The sequence below is a fragment of the Pseudomonas sp. BP01 genome (genome assembly GCF_022760795.1).
In the GTDB taxonomy this organism is placed as follows: domain Bacteria; phylum Pseudomonadota; class Gammaproteobacteria; order Pseudomonadales; family Pseudomonadaceae; genus Aquipseudomonas; species Aquipseudomonas putida_Q.
This window is the reverse complement of record NZ_JAFBKA010000035.1, coordinates 54849-68496: the sequence shown is the minus strand read 5'-3', so window position 1 is coordinate 68496 and position 13648 is coordinate 54849. Positions and strand designations below refer to the sequence as shown.

Sequence of the window (13648 nt, the reverse complement as noted above, 5' to 3'; positions counted from 1 at the left end):
CAAATGACTATGTGATTTCTCGCATGGTCACTTGTGATGCTGATAATCTTTTTGACTATCAGTCCATACTCACAAGCACCCACACGAATTGCTTGATTCGATTTGTTAAAGAGCGTTTGGTTAAGAGGTTTTCATCTCAACCGAGGCGCGCATTCTACGCTTTCCTCATTTGCTGTCAAGCGTTTATTTTGAAGTTTTTTACAACCGCTTTGTTTCGAAAGCTAAGAACTTCAAACACTTACCGCTTGCCCCGAAGCGTTTGTCGCTGCGAGGAGGCGAATAATACGCGCTTTAAAATTAGAGTCAACACCTTGATCTAAAAAACTTTCCGAACGTGTTTGGCCCCACCTGGCAACTAATGAAAGCGCAGCGGATCTGTAATGAAACACCCACACGGAGCGTAGCGGCCATGAGCGATGCGCAAAGCGAGAAAACCCCGGGCCTGTCTGCAGATGAAGAGCAGGAAGTTAGCCACAACCAGCCGCCGCGGGCGGCAGTGCTGCACGAGATCATTCGCTACCAGGGCGACCAGGAGCTGGAGCGCACGCTCGCCGCTCTGTGGTGGTCGGCACTGGCCGCCGGCTTGTCCATGGGGTTGTCGCTGATGGCCATGGGGCTGTTCTACGCCCGCCTGCCGGACGGTGACAGTGCCCAGGTGGTTGCCAGCATCGGCTACAGCGCCGGCTTTCTTGCCGTTATCCTGGCACGCCAGCAACTGTTTACCGAGAACACCCTCACCGCCGTGCTGCCGGTCATGACCGCCCCTACCCTGGCCAACTTCGGTCGCCTGTTGCGCTTGTGGGGCGTGGTATTACTCGGCAATCTGGCCGGTACCCTGCTGGTGGCCTGGGTCATGCTGGAGCTGCCGATCTTTGACAGCAAGACCGATGTGGCCTTCCTGGAGATCGGCCGCAAGGTCATGAAGAACGACATCAGCCAGATGTTTGCCAAGGGCATCGTCTCGGGCTGGATGATCGCCACCATGGTCTGGATGATTCCGTCCATGGAGCACGCCAAGATCTGGATCATCCTGATGATCACCTACCTGATGGCGCTTGGCGACTTTACCCATATAGTAGTGGGCTCGGTCGAAGTGTCTTATCTGGTCTGGGCCGGCGATGAGACCTGGCGCAGCTTCTGGCTGGAGTTCGCCTTGCCGACCCTGGCGGGCAACATCATTGGCGGCAGCTTTATCTTCGGCCTGATCAGCCATGCCCAGGTACGCAGTGACAGCGGCAAGCCACCCTCGCAATTATTGAAAGACGACCAGGACCGCCCCTCGCGCAGCAAGGACGACAAACAGTGAAGTTCAGCGTGCCGCCATTGTGCGCTCGTTCGCCTGGCCCCGCTGACGCAAGGGCCGCGGCTGCCACCAGTTCTGCCCGGCATGCGGAGAGTCAAGGCTGACCCGTTCGCCCATCTGCGGGGTGCTCAAGCGCACCTGAGCCTGGTTGGCCAGTGTCAGTATGCGTTCGAAGGGCTCCTGCCAGCTGTGGGTGGACAGGTCGAAAGTGCCGTTGTGAATCGGCAGCATCCAGCGCCCACGCAAATCCATGTGGGCCTGCAGGCTCTGTTCTGGCTGCATGTGCACATCGGGCCAGGCCACGTTGTAGGCGCCGGTTTCAATCATGGTCAGGTCGAACGGCCCGAAACGCTCGCCTATCTGCTTGAATCCGTCGAAGTACCCGGTATCGCCACTGAAGAACACCCGCACATCCTCATCGATGATCACCCACGACGCCCATAACGTTCGATTACTGTCCAGCAGCCCGCGCCCGGAAAAGTGCTGCGCCGGGGTAGCGACGAAGCGCACGCCTTCCACGACGCTTTCTTGCCACCAGTCCAGTTGCCGGACTTTCGCCGGGGCCACACCCCAGCTCATCAGCAGCTCGCCCACGCCCAGTGGCGCCAGGAACACCCCGGTGTGCGGCGCCAACTGGCGAATCGCCTGCTCGTCGAGGTGGTCGAAGTGATCATGCGACAGCACCACCGCAGCCAGCGGCGGCAACTGGTCCAGCGCCAGCGGCGGTGCATGGAAGCGCAACGGGCCGGCCCACTGTACAGGGGAGGCGCGCTCGGCGAACACCGGGTCGGTAATGAAGAAACGCCCGCGCAACTTCAGCAATACCGTGGAATGGCCCAGGCGCCACAAGCTGTGGTCCGGGGCATCGAGCACCTGCTGGCGGGTCATGGGCTGGAGGCTGATCGGCAAGGCTGGCCGGGTTTGTGGCGGTTTGCGCAGGAACAGGTACTTGAGCCCGATGCGCAGTTTTTTCAGCACGCCATCCTGCTGCTGCATTACCTGGTTGTGAAAACGCCCGTCCCGCTGTGGTGCCGGCTCGCCGGCGTGGTTGGCCAAAGGAACCATCAGCAACACTCCAAGCAACAGAAGAGCCTTCATGCTACCCCACAGTGATCGGATCAACCGTGAATTGGCTTGTAAGGTCATTTTTCGCCGATCAAACAGTGTTCAACAATATTCACATGCGTTATGCGATAAACGGTACCCGGCAGAAGAACAATGACCATGATGGACAATCGCAGCGGCAAAGGCCTTTCATTCGTCAAGCGCATCTACCTGCCGCGCGTTATCGGCATGGGCATCGGTCTGCTCAGCGTCATGGCCGGCATGGCTCCGCTGACACCGCCTGCCTGGTTATGGGGGCTGCTGCTGTTCAACGGGCTGCTGTGGCCGCACGTGGCCTACTTTTGGGCTACCCGCTCGGCAACTCCTTACCAGGCGGAACAGCGCAATTTGCTGCTCGATTCACTGATGGGCGGGTTCTGGACCGCCGCCATGCACTTCAACCCGCTGCCCAGCGTGACCGTGCTGTCGATGATGACCATGAATAACGTCGCTGCCGGCGGCAAGCGGCTGGTCGTGCGCGGGGCACTGGCCCAGCTGGCCGGCATGCTTGTCGCCGTTCTGGTGCTCGGCCCCGGCCTGCAGCTGAACGCCACACCCCTGCAAGTTTATGCCTGCCTGCCAATGCTGACGTTGTACCCGCTGGCCCTGGGCTGGGTGTGCTACCAACTGGCGATCAAGCTGGCCGACCACAAGCGCCGGCTGAGCGCGCTGAGCCTCACCGACAGCCTGACCGGGCTGCTCAACCATGGCGCCTGGAAAGACCTGCTGCTGTTGAAGTTTCAGGCCTGCAGGCTGCAACAGGGGGACGCGGTCATTGCCCTGATCGACATCGACCATTTCAAGACCATCAACGACACCTTCGGCCACGTGGTCGGCGATTGTGTACTGCGCCAGCTCAGTGCCGAGCTACGGCGCAACCTGCGCGAAGGCGACCAGGCCGGACGGTACGGCGGCGACGAGTTCTGCGTGATCCTGCCGGCGACCAGCGAACCTCAGGCCTGTCACGTCATGGAGCGCCTGCGCGAACAGGTCGCCAACTACCGTAACCCGCAGTTGCCGCACCTGCGCATCAGCCTCAGCATCGGCCTGTCAGCGTTCGAGGCAGGCCTTGAGTCCCCGGAACACTGGCTGGACCAGGCGGACAAGGCGCTTTACACCGCCAAGCACGCAGGCCGAGACCAAGTCAATTTTGCCCGCGGCGAGGCTGCGACGCTCAGGCTGGCCTATCCTGATTGAACCTCCTGCCTGATTGCCCGGTGGGGGCTGCTTGAAGGAGCCGCTCGCGCATGGCCAGGACCGCCAACCTTCCACCCGCAAGCCCGACGCCGCGTTTTCAGGTACGCCACCTGATTGCCGGTTTCAGCGCAGTGTTCGGGCTGGCCTGCCTGGTCATCCTCGGCGCCTTGTTCAATATCGCGACCACGCTCGACCAGCAGGAGCGCGAGCGTAGCGCCTTCCATGCGACCCAGGCGCTGGAACAACGGCTGCTGGCCTCACGCCGGTTTCTGTCCAGCTATGCCGTATGGGACGCGGCCTTCGAGCACTTGGCGGGGCACGCCGACTGGCAATGGGCCTACGAGGAAAAGAACATAGGCGAGTCGCTGTACAGCGCCAGCGGCTACGAAGGGGTGTTCGTGGTGGAAAACGACCGCACCACCTACGCCCTGTTCAAAGGCCAGCCCAGCCAGGCAGGCGCCAACACTTATATAGACGCAACGCTCCAGCCAATCATCGACCAGGCCCGTGCGGCAGCCATTCCCCGCGAGCAGATCACCCGCTTCGTGTTGTTCAATGGCTGGCCAGCCATACTCAGTGCCGCAGCCATACGCCCGGACCGCGATGTCACCGACAGCGAGGTAAGCCAGGCGCCGGTGATGCTGTTCGTTGACCAGCTTACCGAAGAAAAACTGGCGCAGCTGGGCAAGGGTGCAGGCCTGGCCGGCATGCATGTGGAAAAGGAAGACATGCAGCAGCATGACCACCTGCGTATCGAGCTGGGCGACACCGGCTATCACTTGTCCTGGAGCAGCCCGCTGCCTGGGCACCAACTGTTGTGGGCGGTAATGCCAGCCCTGTTGGGCGCACTGCTGATACTTGGCCTGATCATGCTCTACCTGTTCCGCCTCACCCTGCGCAGCTCGCGGGCAATCGGCCTCACGCTTTCGCACCTGCAGCAGAGCAACCAAGCGCTGGAGGCCAGTGAACAGCGCTTTCGCGCAGTGGCCGAGTCGGCATCTGACTGGATCTGGGAAACCGACCGACAACAACGCCTTACGTACCTGTCGCAGCGCTTTGCAAATGTCACCGGCTACCCGCTGGACGACTGGCTGGGCCACCCGCTCAACCAGTTGCTGGCCTGCGATACCACGCCGCTCTCGCCCTGGCTGGACGCCCTCGCCAACGCAGACCCTCAGCATCTGGCCAACCTGCGCTGTACTTACCGCGACCAGAATGGGCAGAACCGCTACTGTAGGATTTCGGCCCGCGCCATCTGGCATGACGACACACCCATCGGTTTTCGTGGCACCGCCAGTGACATCACCGACGAAGTCGACGCCCACGCCCGCATCCAGCACCTGTCGCTGCACGACCCGCTCACGGGCCTGGCCAACCGCAACAAGCTCGCCAGGCACCTGGAGCAGGCCCTGCTGCGCGGCAATGAATCACCGCCACTGACCTTGCTGTTGCTGGATCTGGACAACTTCAAGCCGATCAACGACTCCCTCGGCCATGCCGCCGGGGATGCCGTGCTGCAGGAAGTGGCGACGCGCCTGCGCGACACCACCCGCGATGGCGACCTGGTCGCACGCCTGGGCGGCGACGAGTTCATTGTGGTCCTCAACGGCATGGATAACCGCAGCGAAGTCGACCGCTTCTGCGCACGCCTGATCGGCCTGCTGCAGCAACCCATCAGCTTTGACAGCCAACCGCTGCACGTCGGGGTCAGTATCGGCGTCGCACAGACCCGCACCCAAGGTTTCGATGCCGGCGAACTGATCCGCTGCGCCGACATCGCCCTGTACCAGGCCAAGGCCGATGGCAAGAATACCTGGCGCTATTTTGCCGCCGAAATGAACCAGCAGATCCAGTATCGCCGCCAGTTGGAAAACGACTTGCGCCGGGCATTGCGCAACCAGGAGTTCGTGCTGCACTACCAGCCACGCTACCGCCTCAGCGACCTGCGCATCGTCGCGGTCGAAGCCTTGCTGCGCTGGCAGCACCCACAGGAAGGGTTGCTGGGGCCCGATACCTTCATCCCGCTGGCCGAGCAGAGCGACATCATCGTCGCGCTGGGCCGCTGGGTGCTGCGCGAAGCCTGCCGCACTGCCCACGACTGGCCCGCCGACATTCTGGTTTCGGTGAACCTGTCGCCTGCGCAGTTCCTGCGTAGCGATGTGGTCGCCGACGTGCGTGGGATCCTGCTGGACACCGGCTTCCCGGCCCAGCGCCTGGAGCTGGAAATTACCGAAAACGTGATGCTCAACGACATCGAGGGCGCGCTGGGCACCATGCTGTCGCTCAAGGAGCTGGGGGTGCGCCTGAACATGGACGATTTTGGCACCGGCTACTCATCGCTGGGCTACCTGCGCACCTACCCGTTCGACAGCATCAAGATCGACAAGCGCTTCATCAGTGGCCTGAACAGCAACGGCGGCAGCGATCGCGCCGTGGTCCAGGCCATCATCAGCCTGGGTGAGGCGATGGGGTTGACGGTGACGGCCGAAGGCGTGGAGAGCGAACAGCAGCTCAGCGCGCTGGAAAAGGACCACTGCCACGAAGTGCAAGGCTTTTACCTGAGCCGGCCACTGGACAGTGCAGGGCTGGCGGCGCTGCTGCAGCACCCCTCTCAAAGCACTGCACAGCCCTTGTAGGAGCAGCCTTGTGCTGCGAAGAGTCCGGTACAAGCTGCACAGTTGATGGTGGCTTCACCAGCCTCTTCGCAGCACAAGGCTGCTCCTGCAAGGGCCGGGTTTATTGCTGCATGCTGCGTTCGGCCACGATCTCTGGCAGATCCCGGCGGCGCAGGTAGGCGCGCAGTGGCTCAGCAATGTTCAGTCGGTCATCCACATGCTGCTCCAGCAGCAGCGCCAGCCGCTCACGGCAAAGCGCCATGCGCTGCCCTTGCTCGGCACGCCAGACAAACTCGCTGCAGGGGGTAATGCTGTCGTCGGCCACGTCCATGCCGAACGAGTCCTCGGAAAAACGCACAATATGAACGCCGCGCTTGCCATGAAAACCGACAAAGCCCTTGAGCTGGTCGGCGGCGTTGCAAATGTCCTGGGAAGTGATGGCCATGACGTAACCTCGCAATGAATCGAAAGATACGCACGCCTGGCGGGGATCGGTCGCCTCTACCGGGCAACTCGCAAACTGGAGCCTAACGGAAGTGCCAGGCCGTTCGCCACGGGTTTTGGTGCTTGCCCCGCACGTCTGTACCTTCGCCCGGCACCCTGTTCAGCGTTCACTTGGCGCTGGGTCGACCTGCGACGCCAGCACCGCCGCCAGCCACTGCATGAACGCCTGAACCCGGCGTGGCACGTGCTGTTGCCGGGCATACAGCAGTGACACCGGCATGGCCGGGGCCTGCCAGTCTTCCAGTAGCGAAACCAGCTCGCCTCGCTGCAGATGCTCGGCCACACCCACCGCCGGTACCTGGATCAACCCCAGCCCGGCCAGGCAGGCCGCCGAGTAGGCCTCGGCGTTGTTGACCGTGACCACACCGGCCATGGCCTGGTAATGCAGCTCACCACCTTGCAGGTATTCGAACCCGGCGCTGCGCCCACCCAGGGTACGCACGTAGTGCACCAGCTGGTGCCCGGCCAGCTCCTGCGGCGTCTGCGGCACGCCGTAGCGGGCCAGGTAGGCGGGGCTGGCACAGTTGCGCATGCTCAGTTGCCCGACCGGCCGCGCTACCACATCCAGGTCATGCAGGACTCCTATGCGCATCACACAGTCAAACCCTTCGCGCAGCAGATCGACCTGGCGGTCAGTGCTACTGAGTTCCACCTCCAGCCGCGGAAAGCGCTGCAAAAACTGCGGCAACGCCGGGATGATGACCCGCCGGGCCATCATGGTCGGCAGGTCGATGCGCAGGCGCCCTGCCAGCTCGGCATCGTCGGCGCTGAACAGGCTCTCGATCTCGTCCATGCCTGACAGCAGGTCCTTGCTACGCTCGTACAGCAAGGCGCCATCCTGGGTCGCCTGTACCCGGCGGGTCGTACGGTTGAACAACTGCGTGCCCAGCAAGCGTTCCAGCGCCTTCACCTGCTCTGACACAGTCGAGCGTGGCAGCCTCAGGCTCTCGGCAGCCAGGGTGAAACTGCTGACCTCACTGACCCGCACGAAGGTGCGTAACAACTCAAGCTTGTTCATTCGGCCTCGACTATCCGGTTATGGCGAACAGTATTTCCATTTTTACAGGATTTAACAGCCTCGCGCCGACCAATAACCTGCCCTCATCCACCCACCCTGAGGTATTCACCATGACCCGCAAAATTGCCCTGATCACTGGCGCCAGCCGCGGCCTTGGCCGTAATGCTGCCGAACACCTGGCCGCACGCGGTATCGATGTGGTTGGCACCTACCACAGCAAGGCGGACGAAGCCCAAGCCGTAGTTGCCCGACTGGAACAGGCCGGAGTCAAGGCAGCCATGCTGCAACTGGACGTCAGCGACAGCAGCAGTTTTGCCAGCTTCACCGAGCGCCTGGGCAGCACGCTGCAGCAGCACTTTGGCCGCGAGCGTTTTGACTTTCTAGTGAACAATGCCGGGATCGGCCTGAACGTGCCGTACACAGAAACCAGCGAGGCGCAGTTTGACCAGTTACTGAATATTCAGCTCAAAGGGCCGTTCTTCCTTACTCAGCGCCTGCTGCCGCTGTTGGTCGACAATGGCCGCATCGTCAACATTTCCACCGGCCTGGCGCGCTTTGCGCTGCCGGGGTATGCCGCCTATGCCGCGATGAAGGGCGCAATGGAGGTGCTGACTCGTTACCAAGCCAAGGAACTTGGCGCGCGTGGCATTCGCGTGAACATTCTGGCGCCGGGGGCGATCGAGACCGATTTTGGCGGCGGCGTGGTGCGGGATAACCAGCAGGTGAATGAATACATTGCCGGCAATACGGCGCTGGGCCGCGTGGGCTTGCCGGATGATATCGGGGCAGCGATTGCGCTGCTGCTGGAAGACGGCAATGGCTGGATTACCGGGCAACGGTTGGAAGTGTCGGGCGGCATGTTCCTCTGAATCCGAGAGTTTGGGGCCGCTGTGCGGCCCCCCCAGGGCCTCCACTATTGATCGCGGTGCTCATGCACCTGCACGCTCGCGGTCATGCCTGCACTCAGGGTCACCCCTTCCGGTACCTGGTCCAGGCGAATCCTTACGGGTATGCGCTGGGCCAGCCGCACCCAGTTGAAGGTTGGCTCCACCTCCGGCAGCAACTGGCTGTCGGGGTTACTGTTGCGGTCGGTGATGCCGCGGCTGATGCTTTCCACATGCCCTTGCATCGGTTCGCCGGCGCCCATCAGCCAGACTTTCACCGTGTCCCCCACACGAATACGCGGCAGCTTGGTTTCCTCGAAATAGGCCTGGATATAAAAGGTTGAATCATCCACCAAGGCCATTACCGATTGCCCGGTGTTCACATAGTTGCCCTGCGCCAGACGCAGGTTGGTGATATGCCCGCTGCGCGGTGCGCGCACTTCACTGCGCGCCAGGTTGATCTTGGCCACCTGCAACTGCGCTTCAGCTTCATGCAGTTCGCCGCGGGCGATAGCGGCATTGATCTGGGCGTTTTCACGCAGCTCGGCACTGATCGCCTCTGGCCCCAGGGCGGTACGCCGGGCTGCCTCGCGCTCGCGCAAGCGCAGTTGCTGGGCACGGGTCTCTGTTACCGCGCTGGCCTGGTCGAAGGCCGCCTGGAAGCGCTCGCGGTCGATGCTCATCAACAGGTCGCCCGCCTTGACCTGCTGGTTATCGCGGGCGTTCAGCTCACGTACCCAGCCGGACACGTCAGGGGCGATTACCACCACATCGGCGCGCACACGGGCGTCGCGGGTCCAGGGCGTAAGCATGTAGTACTGCCACAGCTGGTAGCCGGCCCACACGGCCAGAGCCACCACACACAGCGTTACCAGGGTACGTACGGCCGCACGCATCGAAACACTCCTTTATAAAGCTCCCAGCAGCCTCACCACCAGGAACAACACACAAACGAACAGCGCTGCGTCGAACAACGCTTCATGCCAGATCCAGCGCCCCAACGGCGTCGCCTGCACCACCAGGCGCAGCACGCCGGTGAGCACCAGTGCCAGCAACACATAAAGCAGAAACGGGCTGAGCAGCACGCCGCCCACTTCCCATTCACGCAACCCCATGGGCTTCCTCCTGCCAACGGCACCATTTGCCCCAGCTTTTCTGCAATTGCAGCACCGCACCTTCGGCCAGCCGCAGCGGGTCACTCGCTGGCAGCCGACGCAAGGCGGCAATGAACTGTTCACTGGCGGCGTCCAGGCGCTGCCCGCGCCCGCCGGCCGGCCCTTTGGCCAGTACCGCCTCTACCTGCTGCAAGTACTCGCGCTCGGCCCGTCCCAAGGGGGCTTGGGCGACCGCCAGGCACATGCGCAGGTGCACCAGTTCATCGCCAATATCCAGCCCATGCAGGCCGTCATCCCAGCGCTTGCGCTCGCTTTCGGGCAGCTCGCCAGCATGCCGCGCCAGTTGCATCAGGCGGTCGGCCATGCGCCCGCCAAACCAGCTGTCGGCACCGCGCAGGTCACGCCGGGTCAGGCGCACCAGGTCGCTCTGGGTGGCTGCCCGCAGGCGCCGGCCCAGCCAGGCTGGGTGGCGGAACACCAGTAAACGGAAGGCCATCACCGCTGCCGACACCCCCACCAGCATCGCCAGTGCACTGTTGAGCATGGTCGCCACACCAAACTGCATGGCGTTGAGCGGGGACACCAGCACAATGAAGTGCAGGCAATAGGAAGTGGCGGTGGCCCCGGTGCGTGGGTGGGCCATGCCCAATGCGCCGAAAAACAACGGCACACCCATGCCCAGGCAAAGCATGGCGAAGCTGCTCCATTGCGGCAGCAGGATCTGCCCGACCAGAAACGCCGCAGGTATCGCAAGGAAGATCCCACGCAGGAAGCTCAGGCCAATCTGCGCGCCGTTCTCGCGGCTGGCGAACAGGCTGCAGACCACGCAAGTCAACACCAGGCCACCCGGCGCCGAAGGCCACGCTGTCGCCAGCCAGAAGCCGCTCATCACCAGAAAAGCCAGTGCGCTGCGTGAACCGAACAGCAAGGCCAGCGACCAGTCGCGGTGCACGGCCAGGCCTTGGGACACATCCTTGGGCGCCCTGCCCGCCTCCACATCCTCCAGCGCCAGGCTGGCGGCCATGGCGTAATCCAGTAGCAAGGCCATGCGCGCCAGGCAGTAGTGCTCCGTCGAACTGATTTGCTCATCATGGGCGGCATCCCAGATGCGCTGGCGCAGCAGCAACAGGCTGGGCTGGTCGGGTTTGGCCAGAAGCGCGCGAACCTCTTCCAGCCAGTGTGCCAAGTGTGCTGCCTCACGCTCATCGAGTTGCCGCCACTGCCGGCGCACCGAGCGCGAGATGCGCAACAGCACCATCAGCTTCTGGCTCAGTCCACGAATGGCGCGGGCGCGCTGGCGCCCGCGGTTGCCCTCGAACCAGGCATGTTCACGCTGGCTGTCGATGGCAACGATACGCCCCAGGCTCTCCAGCAAACCTTTGCGCGCCTCATCCTCGCCGCCCAGCATGGCACTGGCAGCCTGCAGGCCGTTCTGCCAGGCCTGCCGGGCCTGCCCGCCCAATTGCTGCTCCACCCGCATTGGCCAGAGCAAGGCACTGGTGGCGGTGGCGCAAAAAATGCCCAGGCAGATCTCGGTACAGCGCGCCACGGCCTGGTCGAACACCTGCAACGGGTGATCGATGGCCGGCAAGGCAATAATCGCCGCGGTGTAGCCAGCCAATACAAAGGCATAGGCCCAGGCGCTGCGCAGTTGGGTCGAGGCAGCAGTGCACAGCGCCAGCCATAGCGCCAAGGTAATGAGGAACAAGCCAGGGGTCTGGGCAAACAGGCCGATGAACACCACTGACATGACCGTGCCGACCAAGGTACCGGCCAGCCGTGCCAGGCCTTTCTGCACCACCATCCCTGACAGTGGCTGGGCGACGATGAAGGCGGTCATCAGTGCCCAGGACGGCTGCTCCAGGCCCCAGCGCATCGCCAGCCACAACGCCAGGCCGCCACCGAGCAAGGTCTTGATGGCGAACTTGAGGGCGAGGCTGGTGGGGGCGAACAGGGCCTGAAGGGTGATGGGCACTAGGCGGACCTTGCGGGGGATGGTCGTACTGAAAAGATAGACAATAGAGAGGAGGATAATGCGGAAACGATTAATTAGCTAGCTAATCATCTTTATTGGAACATCGGTAAGCCTGTGCTGCGAAAGAGCCGGCACAGGCAACACTTAAATCCCAGGCAAAAAAATGGGCGACCGAAGTCGCCCTAAATGCCTTGCGTGCTCGTATACCCGGAAGGTCAGCGCGGCTTGCGCTTGTTCGAGTCCTTCCAGATGAAAATGCCCAGACCGGCAAAGAAAGCCACCATCAACCCGACCGTTACCACACCGGCGATAACCACGTTGTCGAAGAACATGCGGGCCTCCCCATTCGTCTGCCGTTGTCCGATGGGTGAACGTTAACCAATCTGAGGGGGGAGAAAATTGATCAGGGTCAATGGTGCCCGGGGCCGGGCACGCGAGGCGGGTGCAGGATTGACCTGCGTCAAGTTTCAGCGCTTCTTGGGTTTGCCCTTGGGCTTCTTTTTCTTGCTGGTGCTCAACGGCAGGGCCTGCTCGAACGCGTTGCGCATTTCGTTCAGGCGCTTTTCCTTGAGGTCGTGAACACGCTTGGCGCGTTCGGCATCAAAATCGATGAGGTTGTCTTGGCTCATGGGCGGGCTCGACGATCAACTGAGGCTTGCATGATGAAGCCAGGCGCAGGCGCTGACCAGCCCCGCGTCAGACTTCGATGTCCACCAGCAGACCTTGGCGTACGTGCTCGCCCATCAACGGGGCGACCGGCACGGTGTTGTCAGCGTTGACCTCGTCACCTGGCACGGCACTGTAGCGATCCTGCTCGCCCTGCTTGCGACGTTGCTGCTGGCGACGCTGCTCCTCGCGCAGCAACAGCACCTGCTCCTGCGGGTCGCGCTGGTGCTTGAGGTCGATGCCACTTTCGCTGGACGCAGGCTGCGCCGGCACCACCGGCTTGATGTCGGGGGTCGGCTTGACCGGGTCCAGTTGCGAGGTCACCGGGGCGGCGCTGAGCGGGATGATTGGCGGCAGCATGGACGTTCTCCTATGCCCCCTGTATCGGCAGGCGCGGGTTTACCTTGATGTCATGGACAACCATTACTCGGCTTCGTCGTCAGGGTCATCGTCGCTTGGCGGGCTGGCTTCGCTCCAGGGCCGCTTGTAAACCTGCTGCCAGACCGCATCCATGTGGTCGCGCAGCACCTGCGGCGCGGCTTTGAGCGAGGCACTGTCATCCCGGTCACCGCCGATCGGCTCCTCACCCGCCGGGCTGATCAGCGACTGGCCGGTGATGGTGTAGCTGGCCTGCCCTTCGCGCATCTCGATAGCGATATCGTGCGGGTCGATGCCGCCGCCACAGAAGGCATGGCTGGCCACCGTAACCTCGGCGACACCGTCCTTGTTCAGGTCGCTGACATCACTGACGTCGGTATAGAAGTCCACGTCCAGGTCCAGCCCCGGGCAGGTGGTTTCCTGCTCGATCTGCCAGCGTGCCTTGAATGCATCGCTTTCGGCAGTGCGCCCGTACAAGGTGGCCTTGAGCACCACCTTGTCCACTTCCTGTTCGCTTTCAGGGTCGCTGGCCTGGCCATCGCTGCGGCTCAATACCAACAGGCCTTCACCGTCGCGGTCACGAAAGTGCACGCTCTTGATCGGCGTCTGCACGCCCAGTACCTCAAGCTGCTCCATCGGGATGGCGGGCAAGGCCTCGAAGTTTTTCTGCTCGCAGGCGGTCAGCAGCAGGCTGCCCACGGCCATGGAAGCGCTGATCCAGCGGTGCTTGGCAGACATGTTGATCCGGGGCCCTCGTCAGCTGCACGGTGCGAGGCGATGAAACGGCTAGACTGACTTACTTCCTGTTGTCGTTCGGCACCTTTCGGTGCGTTCGCACTTTGGTCTGACCGGCCGATCCGTTAACATAATCGGCTTTTTCATCGCGGGA

The 13648-nt window shown here is 62.5% G+C and carries 14 protein-coding genes; 4 read left to right on the top strand and 10 right to left on the bottom strand.

What is annotated here, in order from left to right; all coding sequences use genetic code 11:
• Nucleotides 1-409: 409 nt before the first annotated feature.
• Nucleotides 410-1306, top strand: coding sequence for a formate/nitrite transporter family protein (locus JOY50_RS24300; protein ID WP_132846884.1), 897 nt, complete (start codon nt 410-412; stop codon nt 1304-1306).
• A 3-nt stretch (nt 1307-1309) separates the two neighbouring features.
• Here JOY50_RS24300 and JOY50_RS24295 read toward each other — a convergent pair whose 3' ends face one another.
• A complete protein-coding gene (locus JOY50_RS24295; protein WP_132846883.1) occupies nt 1310-2401 on the bottom strand; it encodes an MBL fold metallo-hydrolase in 1092 nt (363 codons plus the stop codon).
• Between the two features lie 129 nt (nt 2402-2530).
• Between JOY50_RS24295 and JOY50_RS24290 the strand changes: the two genes are divergently transcribed.
• Both JOY50_RS24290 and JOY50_RS24285 read left to right on the top strand, forming a co-directional pair.
• Complete coding sequence (locus JOY50_RS24290) at nt 2531-3604, top strand: diguanylate cyclase (protein ID WP_132846887.1); 1074 nt, start codon at nt 2531-2533, stop codon at nt 3602-3604.
• Between the two features lie 50 nt (nt 3605-3654).
• Nucleotides 3655-6240 (top strand): EAL domain-containing protein, encoded by a 2586-nt coding sequence (locus JOY50_RS24285; RefSeq protein WP_132846882.1) that lies wholly within the window; start codon nt 3655-3657, stop codon nt 6238-6240.
• 100 nt (nt 6241-6340) lie between these two features.
• On the opposite strand, the gene JOY50_RS24280 is transcribed toward JOY50_RS24285, so the two are convergent.
• The gene (locus tag JOY50_RS24280; RefSeq protein WP_016498271.1) at nt 6341-6664 is read right to left on the bottom strand and encodes a DUF2025 family protein; all 324 of its coding nucleotides are present in this window, start codon (nt 6662-6664) and stop codon (nt 6341-6343) included.
• Between the two features lie 159 nt (nt 6665-6823).
• Complete coding sequence (locus JOY50_RS24275) at nt 6824-7741, bottom strand: LysR family transcriptional regulator (protein WP_132846881.1); 918 nt, start codon at nt 7739-7741, stop codon at nt 6824-6826.
• 110 nt (nt 7742-7851) lie between these two features.
• On the opposite strand from JOY50_RS24275, the gene JOY50_RS24270 reads away from it, so the two are divergent.
• On the top strand, nt 7852-8610 hold the full coding sequence (locus JOY50_RS24270; protein WP_132846880.1) for an SDR family NAD(P)-dependent oxidoreductase: 759 nt from the start codon (nt 7852-7854) through the stop codon (nt 8608-8610).
• 44 nt (nt 8611-8654) lie between these two features.
• On the opposite strand, the gene JOY50_RS24265 is transcribed toward JOY50_RS24270, so the two are convergent.
• The 7 genes from JOY50_RS24265 to JOY50_RS24240 form a co-directional block, all read right to left on the bottom strand.
• Complete coding sequence (locus JOY50_RS24265) at nt 8655-9521, bottom strand: HlyD family secretion protein (protein ID WP_132846879.1); 867 nt, start codon at nt 9519-9521, stop codon at nt 8655-8657.
• Nucleotides 9522-9533: 12 nt separating this feature from the next.
• Nucleotides 9534-9740: a DUF1656 domain-containing protein gene (locus JOY50_RS24260; protein WP_019473332.1), complete on the bottom strand. Its 207-nt coding sequence runs from the start codon at nt 9738-9740 to the stop codon at nt 9534-9536.
• Nucleotides 9727-11715 carry an FUSC family protein gene (locus JOY50_RS24255; protein ID WP_132846878.1) on the bottom strand — a complete coding sequence of 663 codons (1989 nt, stop codon included), beginning with the start codon at nt 11713-11715 and terminating at the stop codon, nt 9727-9729. Before JOY50_RS24255 ends, JOY50_RS24260 begins: the two co-directional genes overlap by 14 nt.
• 215 nt (nt 11716-11930) lie before the next feature.
• Nucleotides 11931-12047 carry a cytochrome c oxidase subunit CcoM gene (gene ccoM / locus JOY50_RS29130; RefSeq protein ID WP_003254862.1) on the bottom strand — a complete coding sequence of 39 codons (117 nt, stop codon included), beginning with the start codon at nt 12045-12047 and terminating at the stop codon, nt 11931-11933.
• Nucleotides 12048-12182: 135 nt separating this feature from the next.
• Complete coding sequence (locus JOY50_RS24250) at nt 12183-12344, bottom strand: hypothetical protein (protein ID WP_003254864.1); 162 nt, start codon at nt 12342-12344, stop codon at nt 12183-12185.
• Between the two features lie 67 nt (nt 12345-12411).
• A complete protein-coding gene (locus JOY50_RS24245) occupies nt 12412-12741 on the bottom strand; it encodes a hypothetical protein (protein WP_019473330.1) in 330 nt (109 codons plus the stop codon).
• Nucleotides 12742-12804: 63 nt separating this feature from the next.
• Nucleotides 12805-13497, bottom strand: coding sequence for a M949_RS01915 family surface polysaccharide biosynthesis protein (locus JOY50_RS24240; RefSeq protein WP_132846877.1), 693 nt, complete (start codon nt 13495-13497; stop codon nt 12805-12807).
• Nucleotides 13498-13648: the final 151 nt, after the last annotated feature.